Genomic DNA, 22244 nt, shown 5'->3' with positions numbered 1-22244 from the left:
TACGTATCCGCATTTATCGGAGGTGCAAATAGATGACAGACAAACAAAGAAACAATATACCTCTACTTCCTCTTAGAGGGCTGCTTGTCTACCCATCCATGGTGCTACACCTGGATGTCGGCCGGGAGAAATCTGTCCAGGCCCTGGAGCAGTCCATGATGGATGATAATGAAATTTTTCTTGTTTCTCAAAAAGAAGTAAACATTGATGAACCAGCGTATGAAGATCTTTATTCCGTAGGGACCGTAGCCCGCGTCAAGCAGATGGTGAAGCTTCCGAACGGAACCAACCGTGTGCTTGTCGAAGGACTGCACCGGGCGGGCATGGATGAATTCAATGAAGAAGGCGACTTTTTCAAAGCATCCATCCAGATCATTGATGACGAGCACGAAGATAAAAACGAAGAAGAAGCGCTGATGCGCATGCTGCTCGATCAATTTGAGAAGTTCGTGAAAGTATCCAAAAAAGTGACGCAGGAAACGTACAACACGGTTGCGGACACGGATGATCCCAGCCACCTGGCTGATATCGTCTCCTCCCACCTGCCGATTAAGCTGAAGGACAAGCAGGATGTGTTGGAAACCCGTAATGTGAAAGAGCGTCTGAATAAACTGATTGAGCTGATCGGCAATGAACGCGAAGTGCTTCAGATTGAACAGAAGATCGGCCGTCAGGTGAAAAAATCGATGGAGAAAACGCAGAAGGAGTACTACCTCCGCGAGCAGATGAAGGCCATTCAGAATGAACTGGGCGATAAAGACGGGAAGACCGGTGAAGTGGCTCAGCTGAAAGAGAAAATTGAGCAGGCTTCCATGCCGGAGCGTGTGGAACAGATTGCCCTGAAGGAACTCGGCCGTTATGAAAAGGTACCACAGAGTTCCGCAGAGAGCTCTGTCATCCGTAATTATATCGAGTGGCTTGTTGCTCTCCCGTGGTCTGAGGAAACGGAAGACAATCTGGATGTCAACCGGGCGGAAGGCATTTTAGATGAAGATCACTACGGCCTTGAAAAAGTGAAGGAGCGGGTACTGGAGTACCTGGCTGTCCAGAAGCTTACGCAGTCGATCAAAGGGCCGATTCTCTGCCTTGCCGGACCTCCCGGAGTAGGGAAGACATCCCTGGCCAAGTCCATCGCTCGATCCATCAACCGTAAATTTGTCCGTGTATCGCTTGGTGGTGTGCGGGACGAAGCGGAAATCCGTGGTCACCGCCGGACGTACATCGGAGCGATGCCGGGCCGGATCATTCAGGGGATGAAGCGGGCCGAAACCGTTAACCCGGTCTTCCTTCTGGATGAAATCGACAAAATGGCAAGCGACTTCCGTGGAGATCCGTCTTCGGCTATGCTTGAAGTGCTTGATCCGGAGCAGAACGGTACATTCAGTGATCACTTCATTGAAGAGCATTATGACTTATCCAAAGTAATGTTCATCGCTACAGCCAACAACGTAGCCAACATTCCCGGACCGTTGCGCGACCGGATGGAAATGATTACGATTGCCGGTTATACAGAAGTGGAGAAGCAGCAGATTGCCAAAGAGCACCTGCTTCCGAAGCAGATTAAGGAAAACGGCTTGAAGAAAAGCCAGCTGCAGGTAAGAGAAGATGCGCTTCTCAAGCTTATCCGCCGTTATACCCGTGAAGCCGGCGTCCGTGGTTTGGAAAGAGAGCTGGCCGGATTATGCCGGAAAGCGGCTAAGATCATCGTAGCCGGTGACAAACAGCGTGTAGTCGTAACAGAAAAAATGCTCGAGGAACTTCTTGGGCGTCCGAAGTTCCGTTATGGACGTGCTGAGCTCGAGGATCAGATCGGGGCGGCTACAGGCCTTGCCTATACGACAGCCGGCGGAGACACGCTTTCGATTGAAGTGTCCATCTATCCAGGCAAAGGCAACCTGACGCTGACGGGTAAATTGGGGGATGTGATGAAAGAATCCGCCCAGGCTGCTTTCAGTTATATCCGTTCGCGTGCAGCCGAGCTTGATATCGATCCGGAGTTTGTGGAGAAGAACGACATTCACATTCATGTTCCCGAAGGAGCGACACCGAAGGATGGTCCATCAGCAGGAATCACAATGGCTACAGCCCTTGTTTCCGCTCTTACCGGGCGTCCTGTCCGTAAGGAAGTCGGGATGACTGGTGAAATCACCCTTCGTGGACGGGTGCTTCCGATCGGCGGCTTGAAGGAGAAATCCTTGAGTGCCCACCGGGCCGGCTTGACGAAAATCATCATTCCTGATGAGAATAAGAAAGACCTGGAAGATATTCCAGACAGCATAAAAGAAGGCTTGACCTTCGTCCCTGTCAAACACTTGGATGAAGTATTGGATCAGGCACTGGTGGAGGGTGCACATGAAGGTTAATTCCGCAGATATCGTCATTAGTGCGGCGAGCAAGAAACAGTATCCCAACCAACCGATTCCCGAGATCGCCCTCGCCGGGCGGTCGAATGTCGGTAAATCATCGTTTATCAACAAGATGATTCAAAGAAAGAACCTGGCGCGGACATCTTCCAAGCCGGGGAAAACGCAGACGCTTAACTTTTACATCATCAACGATAAATTCCATTTCGTTGATGTGCCGGGTTACGGCTATGCGAAAGTTTCCAAAAAGGAACGGGCCAAATGGGGAGCGATGATGGAGGAATATTTCGCTGAACGTGAACAGCTGAAAGCGACAGCACTTATCATCGATGTCCGCCATAAGCCTTCCGAAGATGACCAGGTGATGTATGACTATCTGAAGCATTTTGATGTGCCGGTAATGGTCATTGCAACAAAGCTGGATAAAATTAAAAAAGGGCAGCGCCATAAGCAGTTGAAAATGATTCAGGAGGTGCTGGAAATGGAAGAAGAGGATACACTCATTCCATTTTCGTCGGAAACAGGTGAAGGAAAAGATAAAGCCTGGAAAACGATGCTCTCTCATCTGCAGGTATAACAATCAAACCGCTCTCCCGTGAGGAGGGAGGTCTGAATAAGGGAGATCTTCTGTTGAACAGAGGGTCTCTCTTTTTAAAATCATCGGCGCCTGCGGGAAGAATACGTACCAGGGCAGGTACTGTTCCTGACCCGGCAGAGACCTATTGTGTCCCCGTAAACGACTAGCGGAACAAGCTGCTGACCGGCACATACTTTTTCCATAATTTTACTGTTCCCCCAATGGAGAACGGTTTTTTTATATAATTTTCTATTAAGAACGAGTAATATCGAGTATTTATAAGGTATATGTAGTATTTATGCATGTATTCGGCTTATATACTTCTATTTACCTATTTTTAGAATCTCATTAATTTTGGGAAATATTTGATAAATCGATATACTTTTAATATTACAGAACGATGACAAAAAGAGAAGGGATGATTCAGGGCTTATGAAGAAAATGAATGGAGTACTGCTGCTGCTCTTGACTCTGGTGCTTTTCCTGGCTGCTTGTGGAAGCAGTGAAGAAGACACGTCGGGAGATGAAGGGGACAGCGGTTCAGAGGATACAGCAGAAAATAACACGGATTACGAGCTTGTCGAAGATGGGACTTTTACTTTTGCGGCTTCCGGAGAGTTCCGCCCATTTAGTATGACCGGTGCGGACGGAGAGATGGAAGGTTTCGATATTGATGTAGCCAATGCGATCGCAGAGGAACTGGGTCTTGAACCGAGTCCTCAGAAACAGAAATTCGCAAGTATTGTGGAAGGTGTGAAAACCGGGCGTTTTGACGCTGCGGTAGCCAGTCATACGATAACAGAGGAACGTCAGCAGGAAGTAGACTTCTCGACGCCGTACTATTATTCCGGTGCACAGATTTTCACCCGCCCGGACAGTGACATTGAAACGCTTGAGGATTTGGAAGGCAAAGAAGTCGCTCTTTCTAAAGGATCGACATACAGTCAGTATGCAGAAGAAGTGACAGAGAATATTAAAACGTATGACAGTGATGTTGTGGCTCTGCAATCCTTGTCCAAGGGTCGTCATGATGCTGTCATCACCGACTTCCTGACTGGAAAGGAAGCTTCCGGTGAAGGGCTCGAGATCGAGGCGAAGGAAATGATTGAGCGCAGCGAACAGGCCGTTGCCGTATCGAAGGAAAACACAGAATTACTAGATGAGATCAATACAGCACTGGAAACCCTTCGAGAAAATGGGACTCTTTCTGAGATCAGCGAGGAATATTTCGGGGAAGACATCACAACTGCTCCTGAATAAGCCGTGATTTTGGATAGTAACGAAGGTGAAGAGTGCGCAGACGCGTACTCTTTTTCATATGACAGAGGAGTTGATGCAGATGTATCTAAATGTTGTTCATTTCTGGGATTCATTGATCAGCAGTCGTGGCATTTTCTTTGAAGCGGCACAGCTGACCCTTGCCTTAACGGCTGTATCTATTTTTATTGCGATTTTTATCGGACTTATGTTTGCATTTATGAAAATCTCCGGCATAAAGGTGCTGGAATGGATAGCTAATCTATATATTTATGTCGTTCGGGGCACCCCGTTGATTGTTCAGATCTTTGTTTTCTATTATGGATTGACAGAAATCTGGATGATCAGCGGGTTCTGGTCCGTGGCTCTTGGTCTGGCCTTCCATAACGGCGCCTATATTGCTGAAATATTCAGAGGCTCGATTCAGTCGATTGGAAAAGGACAGACAGAAGCCGGACGTTCCCTCGGAATGAGTCAGACCCTCACTATGCGCCGGATCATTCTGCCCCAGGCATTCCGGCGCGCATTGCCACCGCTCGGAAATCAGTTTATTATTGGATTGAAAGATTCATCCCTGGCTGCATTCATCGGGGTATCGGAGATTTTTGCTGTCGCTACGACACAAGGAGCGAATACCTTTGATTACATGACCTGGCTGCTTGTCAGTGCGGTATGGTATTTGATTCTGGTCTTCCTGCTGACCCTTGTTGTCGGAGCTGTAGAGAAGAAACTGGCGGCCAGCGATTAATGGAGGAGGAAATCGATTGTCTGATTATATGATAGAAGCGAATCAGTTAAATAAATATTTCGGAGACCTGCACGTCTTGAAAGATATCGACTTTCAGGTGAAGGAAAGTGAAGTCGTCGTTCTCATCGGAGCCAGTGGCTCCGGTAAAAGTACGATGCTGCGCTGTCTGAATTTCCTTGAAATGAAAAACGGCGGAGAGCTGTACATTCAAGGGAAGGAGATCAATCCGAAGAAGGATAACTTGAATGCGGTCCGCCAGCGGGTCGGAATGGTGTTCCAGCATTTCAATCTATTCCCGCATAAAACCGTGCTTGGGAATGTGATTGAAGCTCCTCTGCAGGTGAAAAAGCTTTCCAAGGCTGAGGCAAAAGAGGAAGGCCGGCAGCTGTTGGAGAAAGTCGGACTTGGCGATAAAGCGGATGTATTTCCGTCCCGCTTGTCGGGTGGGCAGAAACAGCGTGTAGCCATCGCCCGCGCCCTTGCCATGAAACCGGAAATCATGCTTTTCGATGAACCGACCTCCGCCCTGGATCCTGAGCTTGTCGGGGAAGTACTTCAAACGATGAAGACACTTGCACAGGAAGGGATGACGATGGTCGTCGTTACGCACGAAATGGGCTTTGCCCGTGAAGTGGCCGACAGAGTGGTGTACATGCACGATGGCAGGATTGTCGAAAGCGGAACACCGCAGGAGATTTTTGAAAATCCGCAGGAAGAGCGTACACAGGCCTTCTTGAGTTCCATCCTTTAAAATAAAAACAAGGCTGTCGGGAATGACATCGACAGCCTTGTTTTTTTTACTCTTATGTTTTCTTTTTTAGAAGATAGAGACCGAAAGCAATCAGCGCCAGCGGCCAGAACCTTTCAATTAAAAGAAAGAATTGGTTGATCCACTGAATCCAGGCCGGCAGCGTTGGTGAAAACAGGACAAAAGCTCCCGTGCCCAGCAGGACCAGGGCTGGAACCAGTCCTTTTTTTGTTTTTCGATATTGCAGCAGGAAAGCTGCACCGACAATACATAAGTAAACGCCCCAGTGATCGCGCCAGAAAGCCAGCTGATCCACGGCTAGAAAATGAATACCGAAGCCGGTGACAATCGTCCCGGTAAACAGGCTGGACGTATCCCTGCTCACATAGCTGTGAAACAGAAAGGCTGCACCGATCAGAACGAGCAGGAACGGCCATGAGTAAAATGGCTGCAGGTGGGGAATATTGAGATGACGAAGAAAAAAATACGCACCAAGTCCAATGAAGAGGAACCCAAGCAGGGTATGGTTTTTGTTCAATGTGCTCACATCCAGTCATTTTGGAATGATAATGTTTGTACCTTGATATTCTCCTGTAGATTTGGTATATTACAAACGAATTATAAATTAGATTCGTTCTAATTTAATAATTATAAGTAATTATTCAAATAACTCTATCTCATCCTATCATAACAGATTCAACATCTGTTCATAATTGGGACAAAAAATCTTCCGTTATTTATGTTATAATCTACACTACAGGAGAAAATCTGCACGTGTAATGGGGGTATATGAAATGCACATTATAGCCGTCGGTCTTAATTACAAAACAGCCCCTGTGGAAATTCGAGAGAAGCTCACATTTTCCGAGGATAAGCTTGAAGAAGCTATGGCCCAGCTCAACGGGCGTAAAAGTGTATTGGAGAATGTGATTATTTCTACATGCAACCGAACGGAAATCTTTGCCGTCGTGGACCAGATCCATACGGGACGGTACTATATTAAACAGTTTTTATCAGACTGGTTTCAAGTGGATAAAGAGTCATTCACTTCTTACCTTGCGATATATGAAACAGACGGAGCGGTCGAACATCTGCTGCGCGTCACTTCCGGTCTTGATTCCATGGTCCTTGGAGAAACGCAGATCCTTGGACAGATGAAGCAGGCGTTTCAGCGTGCTCAGAATGCCGGAACGACCGGAACGATATTCAACCAGTTGTTCCGACAGGCTGTCACTATGGCGAAGAAGGCACATAAGGACACGGAGATCGGTGAAAACGCTGTCTCTGTCAGTTATGCAGCTGTTGAACTGGCACGCAAAATCTTCGGTGACCTCGTTCATAAGCACATCGTGATCCTTGGTGCTGGAAAAATGGGTGAGCTTGCCGCTAAAAACCTTCACGGCTCAGGTGTCCGTAAAGTGACCGTCGTGAACCGTACGATGGAAAAAGCCCGTACTGTCGCTGGTCAGTTCAATGGGTATGCCCGTACGATGGACGAACTGGAAGCCGTGCTGGGTGATGCGGATATTGTCATCAGTTCTACAGGTGCGTCGGAGTATGTCATTACGAAGGAAATGATGGAGCCGGTCCATAAGAAACGGAAGGGCAAACCGCTTTTCTTCGTAGATATTGCTGTACCTAGAGATCTGGATCCGGCAATGGAGGCCTTGGAAAGTGTCTTCCTCTATGATATTGATGATCTTCAGGGAATCGTGGACGCCAACCTGGAAATGCGCAGGCAGGCGGCAGAGGAAATCGAAATCATGATGGAAGCAGAAATCGTGGAATTCAAACAGTGGCTCCAGACGATCGGCGTGGTGCCGGTGATTTCTGCGCTGCGTTCCAAAGCGCTCGACATTCAGTCGGAAACGATGAAAAGCATTGAGCGGAAAATGCCGGATCTATCCGATCGTGAGCGTAAAGTATTGAACAAGCATACGAAGAGTATCATCAACCAAATGTTGAAAGAACCGATTTCCCAGGCGAAGGAACTGGCGGCTCAGCCTGATTCTGAAGAGACGCTGAAGCTGTTTACGCAGATTTTCGGCATTGAAGAACAGGTGGAAAAAGAGGCCGCTCAACAGGAAAAAAAGAACAGCGCAGCGAATGAGCGCCGGGTAGAGGCGGATCAATCTGTTTCCATCATCAGCCCTGTGATTCATTCCTGAGGGGGCCGGCTCCATGTTTGAGTTGAAATGGGTGTACGAGCTGATCCTTTTCCTTTATGGACTCAGCCTGATCGGATATTTCATTGACTTTGTCCAGACAAACCGGAAGGCCAACCGTGCGGCCTTCTGGTTACTTAGTATGGTCTGGGCATTACAAAGTGTTTTCCTGTTGTCCCAGTTCTTCATCAAGGATAACTTTCCAATCATGACGGTTTACGACGGCTTATATTTCTATACTTGGATTCTGGTGACCTTTTCTTTATTAATCAACCGGTTGTTCAAGATGGATTTCCTCGTCTTCTTTACGAATGTCGTCGGCTTTCTGATCATGATTATTCATATTTTCACAAGGGCTCAGAATGCATTGGATAATGAAGGGGTGGCGCTCGTCAATGAACTTCTTGTCATTCATATCAGTCTGGCGATTATCTCTTATGGATTTTTCACCCTTTCCTTTATTTTTTCCATCATGTATTTACTGCAGTACCGGCTGTTGAAAAAGAAAAAATGGAATGCCAAACTGTTCCGGCTCGGGGATTTGACAAAGCTGGATCATTTTTCTTATATTGCGGTCATTTTAGGCGTACCGCTGCTGCTTATAGCGATTATTCTCGGAGTTGTCTGGGGCTATGTTTCGACAGATGTGTTCTATTGGTATGATTTCAAGACGCTCGGTTCCTTCCTCGTGTTAATCGGCTATATGATCTATCTCATTCTGCGGGTGGTTAAAGGGTATCAGGGACGGACCATTTCCATTTTTAACGCCGCCGCTTTTTTATTCCTGCTTATCAATTTCTTTTTATTCAGCTCCCTATCGAACTTTCACTTTTAAAGAGGAGGAACAAGCATGAGAAAAATCATTATCGGTTCAAGAAAGAGTAACCTGGCGATCACCCAGACGGAATGGGTGATCGATCAGCTGAAACAAATCGATCCATCCTACGATTTTGAAATCAAGCGGATCACGACAAAGGGTGACCAGATCCTTGATGTAACGCTGTCCAAAGTCGGAGGCAAAGGCTTGTTCATCAAGGAAATCGAACAGGCGATGTATGACGGTACGATTGATATGGCTGTCCATAGTATGAAAGATATGCCGGCTGTGGTGGCCGAAGGGTTGACGGTTGCCTCTGTGCCCATCCGCGAAGATCACCGCGATGCGTTCGTATCCAATGATCACGTCGCTTTGAAAGACCTTCCGGAAGGGGCTGTTGTGGGGACGAGCAGTCTGCGCCGCGGGTCTCAGATCAAAGCGGTCCGCCCGGATCTTGAGATTAAATGGATCCGTGGGAACATTGATACGCGGCTTCGGAAGTTGAAAGAGGAAGATTACGACGCTATTGTGCTCGCCGCTGCCGGTCTGAAGCGCATGGGGTGGGATGACAACCTTGTCACAGAATACCTGGAGCCGGATGTTTGTGTTCCTGCTGTCGGTCAGGGGGCCCTGGCCATCCAGTGCCGCGAGGAAGATAAAGAACTGCGTGATTTTCTTATGAAATTGAATCATGAATATACACAGACGACCGTAGCAGCTGAACGGAAATTCCTTCACGACCTGAATGGCGGGTGCCAGGTTCCGATCGGCGGGTACGCTTACCGGAAAGGCGATGATATCGTTCTTACCGCTCTAGTCGGGACACCGGACGGCGAAACGATTCTTCATGAGACGGTCACTGGACAGGATCCGATTGAAGTCGGGCGTCATGCGGCTGATCTTTTAAGAGAGCAGGGAGCGCAGGAAATCGTTGATCGTGCCAAAGAGGAGTATGGTCAGTAATGGACGCGCCACTGCACGGGAAGAACATCCTCATCACAAGAGGCAGATCCCAGGCGGCGCCGTTGAAAGAGCGGATCGAGGAAGCGGGCGGTGTTCCAAGACACACCCCGCTTCTCGCTTTTCAATTGAACGATCAACAGACAAACGAACCCATATTAGATGAACTTCACGAATTTTCCTGGATTTTTTTAACCAGTTCCAATGCCGTGAAGTTTTTTTTCAAATGGCTGCATAAGCATGGCAGGAAACTTCCTGCGGACGTCCGGACGGCTGTCATCGGCACAAAAACGGAACGCGCTCTGCAGAGATATGGAAGAAAAGCGGATTTTTTGCCTGCATCCTTCCAAGCGGCTAAAATGGAAGAGGAATTTTTTCAAAAGTACCCGGAACCGGGAAAGCTTTTATACATACGGGGAAATCGTTCCCGGGACGTTCTTCCGGCAGCTTTTCGTAAGCGGGCCGTGTTTTTCAAATCACTCACGGTTTATGATACGCTGTTACTGACGAATGACCAGAAAAATATTACCAGCTGGCTGGAGAACGGTGACCTGGACGCCTTGACGTTTACGAGTCCGTCCACCATTCAGGCTTTTAAAACGGTGACCAAAGGCAGCCGGGAGAGCGGCCTGTCCCTGCCCTGCTTCTGCATCGGACCGACGACGGCCCGGAAAGCGGAGACAGAAGGGTTTACCGATGTGTTTACTCCGCCGCAGTATACGATAGAACACATGGTGGAACAGATGATATTATATTTCAAGAACGAAGGGAATCGATAGGAATGAAGGATCTTCAATTTAAACGGCACCGCCGTCTGCGCCGCACGGAATCCATGCGGGCGCTCGTAAGAGAAACGCATCTTCGCACAGATGATTTGATTTATCCGATCTTTGTTGTAGAAGGGCAGGATATCAAAAATCCAGTGGCTTCGATGCCGGGAGTCCATCAAGTGTCCCTCGACCATTTAACAGCAGAAATGGAGGAGCTTGTAACACGGGGGATCCGCTCGGTGATCGTCTTCGGAGTACCCGCCCATAAGGATGAGGTCGGAAGTGAAGCGTATCATGAGGAAGGAATCGTTCAGCGTGCCATCCGTCAAATTAAAGAAGAAGTGCCTTCCTTGACGGTCATTGCTGATACGTGTCTGTGTCAATATACCGATCACGGTCACTGCGGCATTGTCCGGGACGGGGATATTGCGAATGATGAATCATTGACTTACATTACACAGACCGCTGTCACCCAGGCAGAGGCCGGTGCAGATATTATTGCTCCCTCCAACATGATGGACGGTTTTGTGGCAGCCATCCGCCGCGGACTGGATGAGGCCGGCTTCAGTCATATCCCGGTTATGTCCTATGCCGTGAAGTTTGCTTCTGCGTTCTACGGACCATTCCGGGATGCCGCTCACAGTTCTCCGCAGTTTGGAGACCGTCGTGCTTACCAAATGGATCCATCCAACCGTCTGGAAGCTCTTAGAGAAGCAGAGTCTGATGTCGAAGAAGGGGCTGACTTCCTTATCGTTAAGCCGGCGCTGGCTTATCTCGATATCATGCGGGAAGTGAAGGACCGCTACAATCTGCCGGTTGTTGCTTATAACGTGAGTGGCGAATATTCCATGATCAAGGCTGCGGCCCAGAACGGCTGGGTCAATGAAAAAGAAATCGTTCTTGAAAAGCTGACCGCTATGAAGCGTGCGGGTGCTGACTTAATCATTACGTACTTCGCTAAAGATGCGGCAGACTGGCTGAAGGAAGACCAATCTTAAGAAGGAAGGTGCTGACGATGAAAAACTTTGATCGTTCCAAACAAGCGTATCAAGAAGCTGTAGAACTGATGCCGGGGGGAGTCAACTCTCCCGTCCGTGCGTTCAAATCTGTAGACATGGATCCAATTTTCATGGAAAAAGGAGAAGGCTCCAGGCTCTATGACGTTGATGGCAATGAATACATCGACTATGTCCTGAGCTATGGGCCGCTGATCCTTGGCCATGCCGATGAAAGGGTGACGGATGCTTTAACAAAAGTGACCGCCCACGGAACAAGCTTCGGAGCGCCGACAGAGATTGAGAATCAGCTGGCGGATCTCGTCCGCGAGCGTGTACCTTCTATTGAAATGCTGCGAATGGTCAACTCTGGTACAGAAGCTACGATGAGTGCCCTGAGAGTGGCGCGCGGTTACACCGGTCGTGACAAAATCCTCAAATTTGAAGGGAACTATCACGGTCACGGTGATTCTCTGCTGATCAAGGCAGGATCCGGGGTGGCGACACTTGGACTTCCAGATTCACCGGGGGTTCCAGCCTCTATAGCTCAAAACACGATCACGGTCCCTTACAACGACCTCGAAAGTGTCAAATATGTCTTTGAAGAGTACGGAGACGACCTGGCTGCGGTTATTATTGAGCCGGTTTCTGGAAACATGGGTGTCGTACCTCCGAAGGAAAGCTTTCTTCAGGAGCTTCGTCAGCTGACTGAAGATAATGGGACGGTCCTTATCTTTGATGAAGTCATGACAGGGTTCCGGGTCGGCTACCACAGTGCTCAAGGTCATTTTGGCGTAACACCGGATATGACTTGTCTCGGCAAAGTCATCGGCGGGGGGCTTCCTGTCGGTGCCTACGGTGGAAAGCGGGAAATCATGGAGCGTGTCGCCCCTGTTGGTGATATTTACCAGGCGGGGACACTGTCAGGAAATCCGCTTGCCATGACTGCGGGATATCAGACCATTTCAGCGATGACCGAGGAAGCCTATGCTTCCATCAGTGAACGGGTGGACCAGCTGATCGAAGGGTATCAGCAGGCAGCCGAAGCCTATGACATTCCGCTTACTGTGAACCGGGCGGGATCCATGGTCGGATTCTTCTTCACCAATGAACCGGTGTACAATTTCGAAACGGCTAATCAATCCGATCTGGACATGTTTAAGAAATACTATCAAGGCATGATACAGGAAGGCGTATATCTTCCGCCATCTCAATTTGAAGGCATGTTCCTTTCTGTGAAGCATACAAAAGAAGACATCGAGCAAACGATTGAAGCCGTCCGTAAAGTCTTTTCAACGCTTAAATAAAAGCAGGACTACAAACAGACAGCCTGGGTATTCCCCAGGCTGTCTGTTTTTTGACGTGGTTCGCGGTCTGTTTTCGGACGATTCCTCCCAAACATGTATATAACCATATCCTGCGCATAAGGTGTTAGTAGAGAACAGGAATACCTTAGGGAGGGACTCTGGATTGCCAAATAAACAAAATGTATTTTCCTTTTATCTGGATGAATCGATATGGTTTCAGGAAGGACAGGGTGTAAGAGAGCTGATTGGTATTTCTTTAGAGCCGGATATCACGATCGAGGACCGCGGGGATGAAGTGTGCCTGAAGGGAACCGTTGATCTTGGCGGTGAATATATGCCGACAGGTCCTCAAACCGATGCAGAATCTCCGGCAGCTGCCGGGGCGAGGGTGATGGACAGCGTGGAGGCTCAGGGGGAGGGGATCTACGTCTTTTCCCACGCGTTCCCTGTGGAAATAACCGTTCCCCTGGAGCGTGTTTCCAATATGGATGATGTATGGATTGATATCGAAACATTTGATTATGAACTGCCGGCTGATCGTCAGCTCCGCCTCCATGCCCAGCTTACCATTAACGGAGTTGAGGAAGCACAAAGGGACGCGTCCAATGATGATACTTTCGATGAGCCTGCCCAGGCAGGACCGGTCAATTTCAAAGAAGAAGTGCCTGAGGTGGAGCGTGCCGTTCCTGAAAAAGAAGCCCCTGTATTCAGGATGAACGGGCACCAGCAGGAAGAACAGGAACAGGAGGATGATGGCCGCTGGTTTTACAAGAAATCACAAAGCTTTCCTGAATTTTTCGGCTCGCAGCAGGAGCCTGTCCAGGATATCCCGGTCCAGCAGCCTGCTTCCTCTGATAGTACCTCAGACTGGGGGGAAGTCAGTGTGGAGGAATCTTCCGAGTCCAGTGAATCGGAGGCTGCGCCGGGTGGGATGGATGGCATTAAACAGATCTTTAAACACCTGTTCCCAAATCGTGAGGATACGTATACACGAATGAAAATGTATATTGCCCAGGGGGAGGAGACCTTGACATCTATTGCTGAGAAATATGATGTTCCGGTCAGACAGCTGGAGCGTGTCAACAGCTGTGATGAGGATGTAGCCCCTGGACAGATTGTCTATATCCCTGATTAAATCCATTTATATTTAAAAGCCAGCCACAGACCGATGACGAGACCGAGAAGGAATATATCGAGGGTCGTCGGCCAGAAAATGGTCCGTAAAGCCTGAAAAATCACGATCGGAAGCAGGGAGGTTTCAATAACAATCAACCACGTCTTACACCACGGAGGAAGCCGGTAGCGGTACATTCGGCTCATCTGTCCACCTCTTTTCCTAAGTGTTGAGGCCCGCAGGCTTGGTCTGCGGGCTTTTGCATATTTTTTGTCAGACAGTTGACTAACGACGTATGTTCTATATACAATATGTAATATAGTCTTTATACGTGAAATGCTTAGATAGGGAGTAGTACGTAATCATTTCTTGCAGAGAGGAAAACAATTGGTGGGAGTTTTCCAGGAACCCTGATTATGAAAGTCGCCCTTGATGCAGCTTCTTTGAACATCATCAGTAGGAGAAGCCGGTTAGAAACCGTTATGATTGTGAGTGTACAGGAGTCTCTCCTGTAAATTAAGGTGGTACCACGGAAATTATACCCTTTCGTCCTTTTACTGGATGAAAGGGTTTTTTATTTTCCATTCCGTTTGAACCCCTGACCGAGTGTAATGACTGATATCAATTGAAGGAGGAAGATCAGAGATGAGTGAAAAGGATCTTTCAATGCCAACCAAATATGATCCGGCCGCTGTTGAGAAAGACCGGTACAAGTACTGGGTGGAAGGGAAGTTTTTTGAAGCGGAAGGAGATACGGATAAAGAACCGTATACCATCGTTATTCCACCGCCGAACGTAACCGGGAAGCTTCACCTCGGCCATGCATGGGATACGACCCTGCAGGATATATTATCCCGTGTGAAGCGTATGCAGGGCTATGACGTGCTGTGGCTGCCTGGGATGGACCACGCCGGTATTGCTACGCAGGCGAAGGTGGATGCCAAGCTCCGTGAACAAGGCATTTCCCGACACGACCTCGGCCGTGAGAAATTCCTTGATAAAGCGTGGGAGTGGAAGCATGAATATGCCAAGTTCATCCGTGCCCAGTGGGAAAAGCTCGGTCTCGGCCTTGATTACTCCCGCGAACGATTTACGCTTGATGATGGTCTTTCCGACGCTGTTAAGGAAGTATTCGTTACTTTATATGAAAAAGGCTTGATTTATCGCGGTGAGTATATCATCAACTGGGATCCGGCTACGCAGACGGCTTTGTCTGACATTGAAGTGGAGTACAAAGATGTCCAGGGCGCTTTCTATCATATGCGTTACCCGCTGAAGGATGAGGAAGGTTCCATAGAAATCGCTACGACGCGTCCGGAGACGATGCTTGGAGATACCGCAATTGCTGTTCACCCGGAAGATGAGCGCTATAAACATCTCATCGGAAAAAAAGCGGTTCTCCCTCTTGTCGGCAGGGAAATTGAAATTGTCGCGGATGACTACGTAGACATGGAATTCGGTTCCGGTGCCGTGAAGATTACGCCGGCTCATGATCCTAATGACTTTGAAATTGGAAACCGCCACAATCTGGAGCGCGTGCTTGTCATGAATGAGGATGGCACGATGAATGAAAATGCCGGTACTTATAAAGGTATGGACCGTTTTGAATGCCGCAAGCAGATTGTCAAAGACCTTAAGGAGCAGGGCGTCCTGTTTGAAATTGAGGACCATATGCATTCGGTTGGTCATTCCGAGCGAAGCGGTGCCGTTGTCGAGCCCTACCTTTCCACACAGTGGTTTGTGGATATGAAGCCGTTGGCGGATGCATCCGTGGACCTTCAAAAAGGAGACGAGGCTGTCCAGTTTGTACCGGACCGCTTTGAAAAACCTTACCTTCACTGGATGGAGAATACCCGTGACTGGTGTATTTCCAGACAGCTGTGGTGGGGCCACCGTATTCCAGCCTGGTACCATAAAGAGACCGGCGAAATTCATGTCGGCAAGGAAGAACCGAAAGATCCTGAAAACTGGAAACAGGATGAAGACGTCCTGGATACGTGGTTCTCTTCTGCCCTCTGGCCGTTTTCAACGATGGGCTGGCCGGATGAGGACAGCAGCGACTACAAACGCTATTTCCCGACCAACGTCCTTGTGACCGGCTATGACATTATCGGCTTCTGGGTAAGCCGGATGATCTTCCAGTCGCTTGAATTTACCGGAGAGCGTCCATTCAATGATGTTCTCATTCATGGTCTCGTCCGCGATGCAGACGGCCGTAAGATGAGTAAATCGCTTGGGAACGGCGTCGATCCTATGGACGTCATTGAAAAATATGGCGCGGATTCGCTCCGTTACTTCCTGTCCACCGGATCTTCTCCAGGTCAGGACCTCCGTTTCCACTGGGAGAAGGTGGAGTCGACGTGGAACTTTGCGAACAAAATCTGGAACGCCTCTCGTTTTGCTTTGATGAACATGGGCGGTTTGAAATTTGAAGAGATCGATCTATCCGGGGAAAAATCTGTGGCGGATCAATGGATTCTCACACGACTTAACCAAACGATCGAACAGGTAACTACTAACATTGATAAATACGAATTTGGAGAAGCCGGCCGTCACTTGTATAACTTCATCTGGGATGATTTCTGTGATTGGTATATTGAAATGGCGAAGCTTCCATTGTACGGAGAAGATGAGCAGCGCATTCATACGACCCGTTCGATTCTGGCTTATACGCTGGATCAGACGATGCGGATGCTGCATCCATTCATGCCGTTCATTACTGAAGAGATCTGGCAGCACCTTCCTCATGAAGGGGAATCCATCACCCAGGCATCCTGGCCTGTGGTAAGGGAAGATTTCCACAATGAACAGGCGGTTGCTGAAATGGAACGCCTTGTCTCCATTATTCGTTCCGTACGTAACATCCGTGCCGAAGTAGACACACCGATGTCCAAGCAGATTCAGCTTCTGATCCAGGCGAAGGATGAGGATGTCGTTCAGGAGCTCGAGAAGAACCGCTCTTATTTAGAGAGATTCTGCAACCCGAGTGAACTGACGATTGCCACCGATCTGCAGGCTCCGGAAAAAGCGATGTCTGCCGTCGTTACGGGTGCGGAACTTTACCTGCCGCTCGCAGGCCTCATCAATATCGAGGATGAGATCAAGCGTCTTGAAAACGAGTGGAAGAAATGGGACCAGGAAGTCACCCGGGTCCAGAAGAAGCTTTCCAATGAAGGTTTCGTAAGTAAAGCCCCTGAGCAAGTTGTTGAGGAAGAGCGGAAGAAAGAAACCGATTATCTCGATAAACGGACGAAAGTCGAAGCGCGTATTAAAGAACTGAAAGCCTAAGAGGAGAAGGAGGGTATTCTGCGGAATACTCTCCTCTTTTTAAAGAGAGGGAAGACTTATGAATTACGAAGAAGCGGTGCAATGGATACACGCTAGGGAAAAATTCAAAATCAAACCGGGGTTGAAACGGATGGAATGGATGATGGACCGGCTGAACCATCCGGAAGAAAAAATCACAGCTGTACATGTCGCCGGCACGAACGGAAAAGGGTCCACGGTTTCTTTTCTGAGGAATATCTTCGAGGGGCAGGGGCTGTCTGTAGGGACTTTCACCTCTCCGTATATTGAAACGTTTAATGAGCGGATCAGTGTCAATGGCAGACCGATTGCTGACGAGGAGCTGGCGGAGGTGGTCGACCGGATCCGTCCCTTGTCTGAGGAGCTGAAGCATACCTCTCTCGGTGAACCGACGGAATTTGAAGTCATCACCGCTGCAGCCCTGCTGCATTTTTCCCGGCTGGATCTTGATTATGTCTTAATGGAAACAGGGCTGGGCGGGACGTATGACTCTACCAATATCATTCATCCTGTATTGAGTGTGATTACGAACATCGGCCATGATCACATGAATATCCTCGGCTCTACGATCGGAGAAATCGCCGACGAAAAAGCGGGAATCATTAAACAGGGGGTTCCTCTGGTAACTGGTGCTTCCCAGCAGGAGGCCGCTGCTGTCCTTGCTGAAAAAGCAGCAGAATGCCATTCCCCTGTGTTCTGGTACGGGAAGGATTTCCATGCGGATCACTTAACAAGCGGTGCCGGCAGGGAGACCTTCCGTTTCATAAGTGAAAGCTTCGTCTCACCTGCTTGGAAAAGCTCGATGCTTGGGCCTCACCAGGTTACAAATGCCTCGCTTGCCATCCAGGCAGCGGAAGTTTTAAGACACAGGGGAGCCCCTCTGGAGAGGCAGCGGTACGGAGGAGCCATCGAGAAAACGTCCTGGCCGGGAAGATTTGAAACGATCCGGCATAAGCCGCTGACGATCGTGGACGGCGCCCATAATGAAGAAGGGACCGGAGCCCTTGTAGAAACGGTGAAGCGTCATTATTCCGACCGGCGGATCATCCTTGTTTATGCCGCATTGGAGGATAAACCAGTGGAGAAGATGCTGCATAAGCTGAAGGAAGTGGTGGATGTTCTATTTGTCACGACTTTTGATTTTCCAAGAGCCTTATCTGCAGAGGACCTGGAGGAACTCTCCCCTGTCCCGCATACAGAAGCGGTTCCTGATTATAAGACAGCGGTTCGTAAGGCGTCGGCTCAGGCCGGGGACGATGATGTCGTTCTGATCTCCGGTTCGCTTTATTTCATCTCTGCCATCCGCACATTTCTAAAGTAATCTCTTGTAAAAGTGGGAATTTATAGAAAATTTTACACAAATTTATGGTAAAATATACTATAATGAACGGCGATTACAGGCAGAGGTGAAACGATGTCCAAACAAAAAATTATCGGCGTCTGGCTGGTGTGGGCCCTGATCTGGCCGCTGAGCCTCGTACTGATTTACAACTTGGAAACTCCTGCTGTAACCGGCAGCCGGATGAACTTGATGGTGTTTACGCTCCTTACGGTCATTGTGGCCCTTTTTCCACTGCGGATCGGAAATCACCCGGTGTTTTTCACACAGGGGGTGGCGTTCGCTGTATTTCTCCAATACGGCCTGTTCGTGGAAATGGCCATATCGCAGATGGCCGTCGCAGTCCTGCTTATGAAAGTGAGGCTGAGCAGACATACGATGTACAGGCTTCCCATCAATCTGCTTATGTTCCTGGCCATCTCTGTGATTTCTGCTCTCCTTTATGAAGGGATGGGGGGCGGCCATGGCCCTGCAGCCGTGGATGAATTCAGCGATCTTTTTCCTATTACCGCCTATGCGGTCTCGCAGATTTTATTGAACCAGCTTTTTTTATCGGCCATCTCCAAATGGCTGTATCGACGGCCGTTTCAATGGTTCGACCAAGGGCTGTTATGGGATGTCATGACCGCCGGGCTTGTCCTGCCGATCGGCTTTGTCCTTTTTGTCGTCTTTCTGCAATTTGGCATCAGCGGAATCTTTTTTGTTGGTATTCCTTTTGTATTCATTTCCGGCATGATGATGATGTATCACAACAGCAGTCAAGTGAATGACTACTTGAAGAAAGCGAGCCGGATTGGTCATGAATTAACCGGGAACCTCGGAGTGACGGATGTTCTGGACCTCTTCGTCGATCACATTACTGAACTCCTGCCGGTGGACCATTTGTATGTGTTTGATGTGAAAGAGAGTGGACAATTGAATTTGATCCGTTTTTTCGACCAATCCGGCGGTCTGGACCTTCCATCCATCCTATTGGAAAAGGGGCAGAGTGTCAGTGGTCACACGCTGCTGACTGGAAAAGGGGCCTATTATAAAAAACGGACGGAATGGAGAACACTGGAAAGCCCTTATACACCGCAGGCGTCAGAAAGTGTTTTATCGGTGCCGGTCGTACGGAACAATGATACGGTTGGTGTGATTACGGTGTATTCCAACCAGAAGAGGGCCTTTTTACAGTTCCAGCTCCTTATTTTGACAATCCTGGCCAACTACCTTGGTGTAGCGATCGAAAATGCCCGGAACTATGAGAAAACAAAAGAGGAAAGCGAACGCTGTGCGCTGACAGGATTGTATAATTACCGTTACTTCGATGATTACATGAAGCAGTCTTTCCTGAGGCGTGGCGGAGATGAACAGGAACCCGTCTCGCTGATCCTTCTGGACATTGATCACTTCAAGAAGGTCAACGATACGTATGGACATGAAAGCGGCAATGAAATCCTGATTGAACTCTCCAGCCGTCTAAGGGGAGCGGCGGAAGAGGGTATGACGCTGGCCCGTTACGGAGGAGAGGAATTCGTGTTTCTCCTGCCTGGATTTGATGAAGCAGCAGCTCTTGCCTTCGCTCATCACGTTCAAGCGGTCATTAGGGAAACCCCTTTTACCGCGTATGAACATATCCTGAAAAGCGGGGGGCCGGTTTCAATACCGGTCACCGCCAGCATCGGAGCGGCCACTTACCCGGATTCATGTGAGGAACCGTTCGATCTGATCCGACAGGCGGACAGGGCGATGTATGTGGGAGCGAAGCAAAGGGGTAGAAACCGGGTGGCCGGTTATAAAGATTTGATTCAACCTGTCCAATAAGTGCTGTTGGGCAGGTTTTCGTTTTTTTTTTTGAGACAAACAGAGGCAAGTGGGATATAATTTTCCTTGATCCCCTGTTTTTGAGCACACCGCCTGTAAGGATGTCCTCTCTTCTTGAACGCTCCCTCCCCCTTTTTCCCAATGGCTGTCCATTCCATGAAAAAGGAGCCCCGCGTATGTCTATCCTTTTCCCGCTTTATTTGTTCCTCGCTGGTATTGTCTTAGGTTCCTTTTGTAATGTTGTCGGTCTGAGACTGCCCCAAAACGCTCCATTTATCACTTCAAGATCTGCCTGTCCCAGCTGTTCGACCAAGTTGTCAGCTGGAGAACTGATCCCTGTCGCTTCCTATATGATTAGGAAGGCGAAATGCCGGCACTGTAAAACACGAATTTCCCTGCTTTACCCTGCAGGGGAATTGTTCACAGGGGTTTTCCTTCTGCTTTCTTACAATCACTTCGGATGGACGGTGGAATTGCTGGAGGCCGGCCTTCTCCTTTCGCTGGCTGTCATCGTGACGATCAGCGATGTGAAGTATATGGTCATTCCCAACCGGCTGCTTGTATTTTCTGCCCTTGCGTTTACGGTTCTCCGACTGTTTCATCCTCTGCAGCCCTGGTACGACCCTCTGGCTGGTGCTGGGGTCGGATTTGCCCTTGTGTTTTTCATCATCTTTCTCAGCAGAGGAGGCATGGGGGCCGGCGATATGAAACTGCTCGCTGTCCTCGGCTTGTTTTTGGGCGTCCGGTTGACCCTGCTGACCTTGTTTCTGGCTGTGGCAGCCGGGGCAGTGGTGAGCACTTTTCTGCTGGCTGCGAAAATGATCAGCCGCCGGCAGCCTTTTCCCTTCGGCCCGTTCCTCATGGCCGGGGCGCTCATCAGTTTTTATTATGGTGACGCATTGACTGCGTTCTATCTGCGATACTTTATTCAGCCATGAAGAAACAGGGGACGGGAGCGGATGTTCAAGCTGAAATTGTCGAAGCGGCCCCGACAAAATTAAGCATGGTTTTTATTTCTTCTGTGATAGGGTTGGGACAAACGCTGCAGGAGTGATAACCATGGACTCAAAGAAGAAGATTTCGATTTCATTCCGGCCTGAGGATGGCTCCAAAAACGAAGTGGTCCGTACTCAGAAAGAACAGGCGGCGGCTGTGGATCAAGATAAGGAAAAAGAGAAACGGACCACGCCTGTTTACCCACTGCCTGTGAAAAAGAAGTGGCGGCTTCCTGGATCCTACCGTCCGATTCTGGCAACGGCAGTGATTGCCCTCCTGCTCAGCCTGGGACTTGGTTTTGTTCTATTAAGGATGTTCGTTTCCTTGACGGATGTTACGACAGCAGGCACAGAGGTTCTTCCTGCTGCTGAGGCACCGGCCGGACAGGTGCAGGAGGCCGGGGAAGCCTCAGAAAACCAACTGCCGGACAGTGCGGCAGCCTCGCTGGATACATACATCGTCCAGGCAGGTGCTTTTTCCACTGAGGGAAAAGCCGGTGAGTGGCAGAGCCGCTTGAATGCCCAGTCCATCTCATCGGTCGTATGGAAGCGTGATGGGCAGTATTTTTTGTTTGTCGGCAGTGCATCATCGAAACAGGAGGCCGCATATATCGCTGAAGAGATGAAGTCTAAAAGTATTGAAACCTATGTAAAGCCGTGGGTCGTAACCATTGAAAAAGAACTCCCTCCGCTTCTTCAGGAAGGGATGAAAAATCATACCCTCGGCTCCCTTACCGAGTCGGAGCGGAAAGAAATCGCCAAGGCCTCCGGCGAAGACTCTTCCCTGGGACAAGCCTTGGTGAACTGGGAATCCCAGGATGAGAACAACCTGAACTGGCTGAAGGTTGCAAAATCATTAGAATAAGACATTCGGTGTAAAAGCATACTGGAAAAAGGAAGTTTGCCCACAGAGCACTTCCTTTTTTTATACCCGGAGGTTCTTTCAAGGACGCTTTTCAGTTTTCTGCATTTCCTGT

Annotated in this window: 19 protein-coding genes and 1 other annotated feature; of the genes, 17 read left to right on the top strand and 2 right to left on the bottom strand. The window is 49.0% G+C overall.

All coding sequences use genetic code 11. From position 1 onward, the window contains the following. The first annotated feature begins 32 nt into the window (after positions 1-32). The 5 genes from lon to GLV97_RS05840 all read left to right on the top strand — a co-directional run bounded on the left by lon (position 33) and on the right by GLV97_RS05840 (position 5696). Entirely contained in the window at positions 33-2363 is a 2331-nt protein-coding gene (gene lon / locus GLV97_RS05860; RefSeq protein ID WP_160889216.1) for an endopeptidase La, read from the top strand. Beyond that, entirely contained in the window at positions 2353-2940 is a 588-nt protein-coding gene (gene yihA / locus GLV97_RS05855) for a ribosome biogenesis GTP-binding protein YihA/YsxC (RefSeq protein ID WP_160836265.1), read from the top strand. Before lon ends, yihA begins: the two co-directional genes overlap by 11 nt. A gap of 432 nt (positions 2941-3372) precedes the next feature. Next, positions 3373-4200, top strand: coding sequence for a transporter substrate-binding domain-containing protein (locus tag GLV97_RS05850; protein ID WP_160840735.1), 828 nt, complete (start codon positions 3373-3375; stop codon positions 4198-4200). Between the two features lie 79 nt (positions 4201-4279). Continuing rightward, entirely contained in the window at positions 4280-4945 is a 666-nt protein-coding gene (locus GLV97_RS05845) for an amino acid ABC transporter permease (protein ID WP_412098052.1), read from the top strand. 28 nt (positions 4946-4973) lie between these two features. Further along, complete coding sequence (locus GLV97_RS05840; RefSeq protein WP_160836513.1) at positions 4974-5696, top strand: amino acid ABC transporter ATP-binding protein; 723 nt, start codon at positions 4974-4976, stop codon at positions 5694-5696. Positions 5697-5748: 52 nt separating this feature from the next. On the opposite strand, the gene GLV97_RS05835 is transcribed toward GLV97_RS05840, so the two are convergent. After that, positions 5749-6231: a LiaI-LiaF-like domain-containing protein gene (locus tag GLV97_RS05835; RefSeq protein WP_160840734.1), complete on the bottom strand. Its 483-nt coding sequence runs from the start codon at positions 6229-6231 to the stop codon at positions 5749-5751. Positions 6232-6487: 256 nt separating this feature from the next. Between GLV97_RS05835 and hemA the strand changes: the two genes are divergently transcribed. From hemA to GLV97_RS05800, 7 genes are all read left to right on the top strand, one after another. Next, positions 6488-7861, top strand: a complete 1374-nt coding sequence (gene hemA / locus GLV97_RS05830; RefSeq protein ID WP_160840733.1) for a glutamyl-tRNA reductase — start codon at positions 6488-6490, stop codon at positions 7859-7861. A gap of 13 nt (positions 7862-7874) precedes the next feature. Then, positions 7875-8693, top strand: a complete 819-nt coding sequence (locus tag GLV97_RS05825; RefSeq protein ID WP_160836261.1) for a cytochrome c biogenesis protein — start codon at positions 7875-7877, stop codon at positions 8691-8693. 15 nt (positions 8694-8708) lie between these two features. After that, positions 8709-9638 (top strand): hydroxymethylbilane synthase, encoded by a 930-nt coding sequence (hemC, locus tag GLV97_RS05820; protein ID WP_160836260.1) that lies wholly within the window; start codon positions 8709-8711, stop codon positions 9636-9638. Then, positions 9638-10414, top strand: coding sequence for a uroporphyrinogen-III synthase (locus GLV97_RS05815; RefSeq protein WP_160836259.1), 777 nt, complete (start codon positions 9638-9640; stop codon positions 10412-10414). The genes hemC and GLV97_RS05815 overlap by 1 nt, the downstream gene beginning before the upstream one ends. A 2-nt stretch (positions 10415-10416) precedes the next feature. After that, on the top strand, positions 10417-11403 hold the full coding sequence (gene hemB / locus GLV97_RS05810) for a porphobilinogen synthase (protein ID WP_160836258.1): 987 nt from the start codon (positions 10417-10419) through the stop codon (positions 11401-11403). A gap of 17 nt (positions 11404-11420) precedes the next feature. After that, positions 11421-12707, top strand: a complete 1287-nt coding sequence (hemL, locus tag GLV97_RS05805) for a glutamate-1-semialdehyde 2,1-aminomutase (RefSeq protein ID WP_160836257.1) — start codon at positions 11421-11423, stop codon at positions 12705-12707. A 163-nt stretch (positions 12708-12870) separates the two neighbouring features. Next, positions 12871-13842: a LysM peptidoglycan-binding domain-containing protein gene (locus GLV97_RS05800; protein ID WP_160836256.1), complete on the top strand. Its 972-nt coding sequence runs from the start codon at positions 12871-12873 to the stop codon at positions 13840-13842. On the opposite strand, the gene GLV97_RS05795 is transcribed toward GLV97_RS05800, so the two are convergent. Beyond that, positions 13839-14027 carry a hypothetical protein gene (locus tag GLV97_RS05795; RefSeq protein ID WP_160836255.1) on the bottom strand — a complete coding sequence of 63 codons (189 nt, stop codon included), beginning with the start codon at positions 14025-14027 and terminating at the stop codon, positions 13839-13841. The two genes, GLV97_RS05800 and GLV97_RS05795, sit on opposite strands and share 4 nt — an antisense overlap. Before the next feature lie 126 nt (positions 14028-14153). Then, positions 14154-14378 (top strand) — a binding site (T-box leader). An 88-nt stretch (positions 14379-14466) separates the two neighbouring features. Between GLV97_RS05795 and GLV97_RS05790 the strand changes: the two genes are divergently transcribed. The 5 genes from GLV97_RS05790 (at position 14467) to GLV97_RS05770 (ending at position 22132) form a co-directional block, all read left to right on the top strand. Continuing rightward, entirely contained in the window at positions 14467-17109 is a 2643-nt protein-coding gene (locus GLV97_RS05790; RefSeq protein ID WP_160889215.1) for a valine--tRNA ligase, read from the top strand. A gap of 58 nt (positions 17110-17167) precedes the next feature. Next, complete coding sequence (locus GLV97_RS05785; protein ID WP_160889214.1) at positions 17168-18448, top strand: bifunctional folylpolyglutamate synthase/dihydrofolate synthase; 1281 nt, start codon at positions 17168-17170, stop codon at positions 18446-18448. Positions 18449-18541: 93 nt separating this feature from the next. Next, complete coding sequence (locus GLV97_RS05780; protein WP_160889213.1) at positions 18542-20272, top strand: sensor domain-containing diguanylate cyclase; 1731 nt, start codon at positions 18542-18544, stop codon at positions 20270-20272. 176 nt (positions 20273-20448) lie between these two features. After that, positions 20449-21210 carry a prepilin peptidase gene (locus GLV97_RS05775; protein WP_160889212.1) on the top strand — a complete coding sequence of 254 codons (762 nt, stop codon included), beginning with the start codon at positions 20449-20451 and terminating at the stop codon, positions 21208-21210. 121 nt (positions 21211-21331) lie between these two features. Continuing rightward, positions 21332-22132 (top strand): SPOR domain-containing protein, encoded by an 801-nt coding sequence (locus GLV97_RS05770; protein WP_160889211.1) that lies wholly within the window; start codon positions 21332-21334, stop codon positions 22130-22132. Positions 22133-22244: the final 112 nt, after the last annotated feature.

The sequence above is a fragment of the Halobacillus litoralis genome (genome assembly GCF_009856355.1).
Taxonomy (GTDB): domain Bacteria; phylum Bacillota; class Bacilli; order Bacillales; family Halobacillaceae; genus Halobacillus; species Halobacillus litoralis_B.
Note: the sequence above shows the minus strand (reverse complement) of the source record. Positions and strands in the feature narration are given on the sequence as shown.

What these genes read in the sequence shown, in the direction of transcription:
- lon (WP_160889216.1), top strand. Translation starts at nt 33, where the DNA reads ATGACAGACAAACAAAGAAACAATATACCTCTACTTCCTCTTAGAGGG.
- yihA (WP_160836265.1), top strand. Translation starts at nt 2,353, where the DNA reads ATGAAGGTTAATTCCGCAGATATCGTCATTAGTGCGGCGAGCAAGAAA.
- GLV97_RS05850 (WP_160840735.1), top strand. Translation starts at nt 3,373, where the DNA reads ATGAAGAAAATGAATGGAGTACTGCTGCTGCTCTTGACTCTGGTGCTT.
- GLV97_RS05845 (WP_412098052.1), top strand. Translation starts at nt 4,280, where the DNA reads ATGTATCTAAATGTTGTTCATTTCTGGGATTCATTGATCAGCAGTCGT.
- GLV97_RS05840 (WP_160836513.1), top strand. Translation starts at nt 4,974, where the DNA reads ATGATAGAAGCGAATCAGTTAAATAAATATTTCGGAGACCTGCACGTC.
- hemA (WP_160840733.1), top strand. Translation starts at nt 6,488, where the DNA reads ATGCACATTATAGCCGTCGGTCTTAATTACAAAACAGCCCCTGTGGAA.
- GLV97_RS05825 (WP_160836261.1), top strand. Translation starts at nt 7,875, where the DNA reads ATGTTTGAGTTGAAATGGGTGTACGAGCTGATCCTTTTCCTTTATGGA.
- hemC (WP_160836260.1), top strand. Translation starts at nt 8,709, where the DNA reads ATGAGAAAAATCATTATCGGTTCAAGAAAGAGTAACCTGGCGATCACC.
- GLV97_RS05815 (WP_160836259.1), top strand. Translation starts at nt 9,638, where the DNA reads ATGGACGCGCCACTGCACGGGAAGAACATCCTCATCACAAGAGGCAGA.
- hemB (WP_160836258.1), top strand. Translation starts at nt 10,417, where the DNA reads ATGAAGGATCTTCAATTTAAACGGCACCGCCGTCTGCGCCGCACGGAA.
- hemL (WP_160836257.1), top strand. Translation starts at nt 11,421, where the DNA reads ATGAAAAACTTTGATCGTTCCAAACAAGCGTATCAAGAAGCTGTAGAA.
- GLV97_RS05795 (WP_160836255.1), bottom strand. Translation starts at nt 14,027, where the DNA reads ATGAGCCGAATGTACCGCTACCGGCTTCCTCCGTGGTGTAAGACGTGG.
- GLV97_RS05790 (WP_160889215.1), top strand. Translation starts at nt 14,467, where the DNA reads ATGAGTGAAAAGGATCTTTCAATGCCAACCAAATATGATCCGGCCGCT.
- GLV97_RS05785 (WP_160889214.1), top strand. Translation starts at nt 17,168, where the DNA reads ATGAATTACGAAGAAGCGGTGCAATGGATACACGCTAGGGAAAAATTC.
- GLV97_RS05780 (WP_160889213.1), top strand. Translation starts at nt 18,542, where the DNA reads ATGTCCAAACAAAAAATTATCGGCGTCTGGCTGGTGTGGGCCCTGATC.
- GLV97_RS05775 (WP_160889212.1), top strand. Translation starts at nt 20,449, where the DNA reads ATGTCTATCCTTTTCCCGCTTTATTTGTTCCTCGCTGGTATTGTCTTA.
- GLV97_RS05770 (WP_160889211.1), top strand. Translation starts at nt 21,332, where the DNA reads ATGGACTCAAAGAAGAAGATTTCGATTTCATTCCGGCCTGAGGATGGC.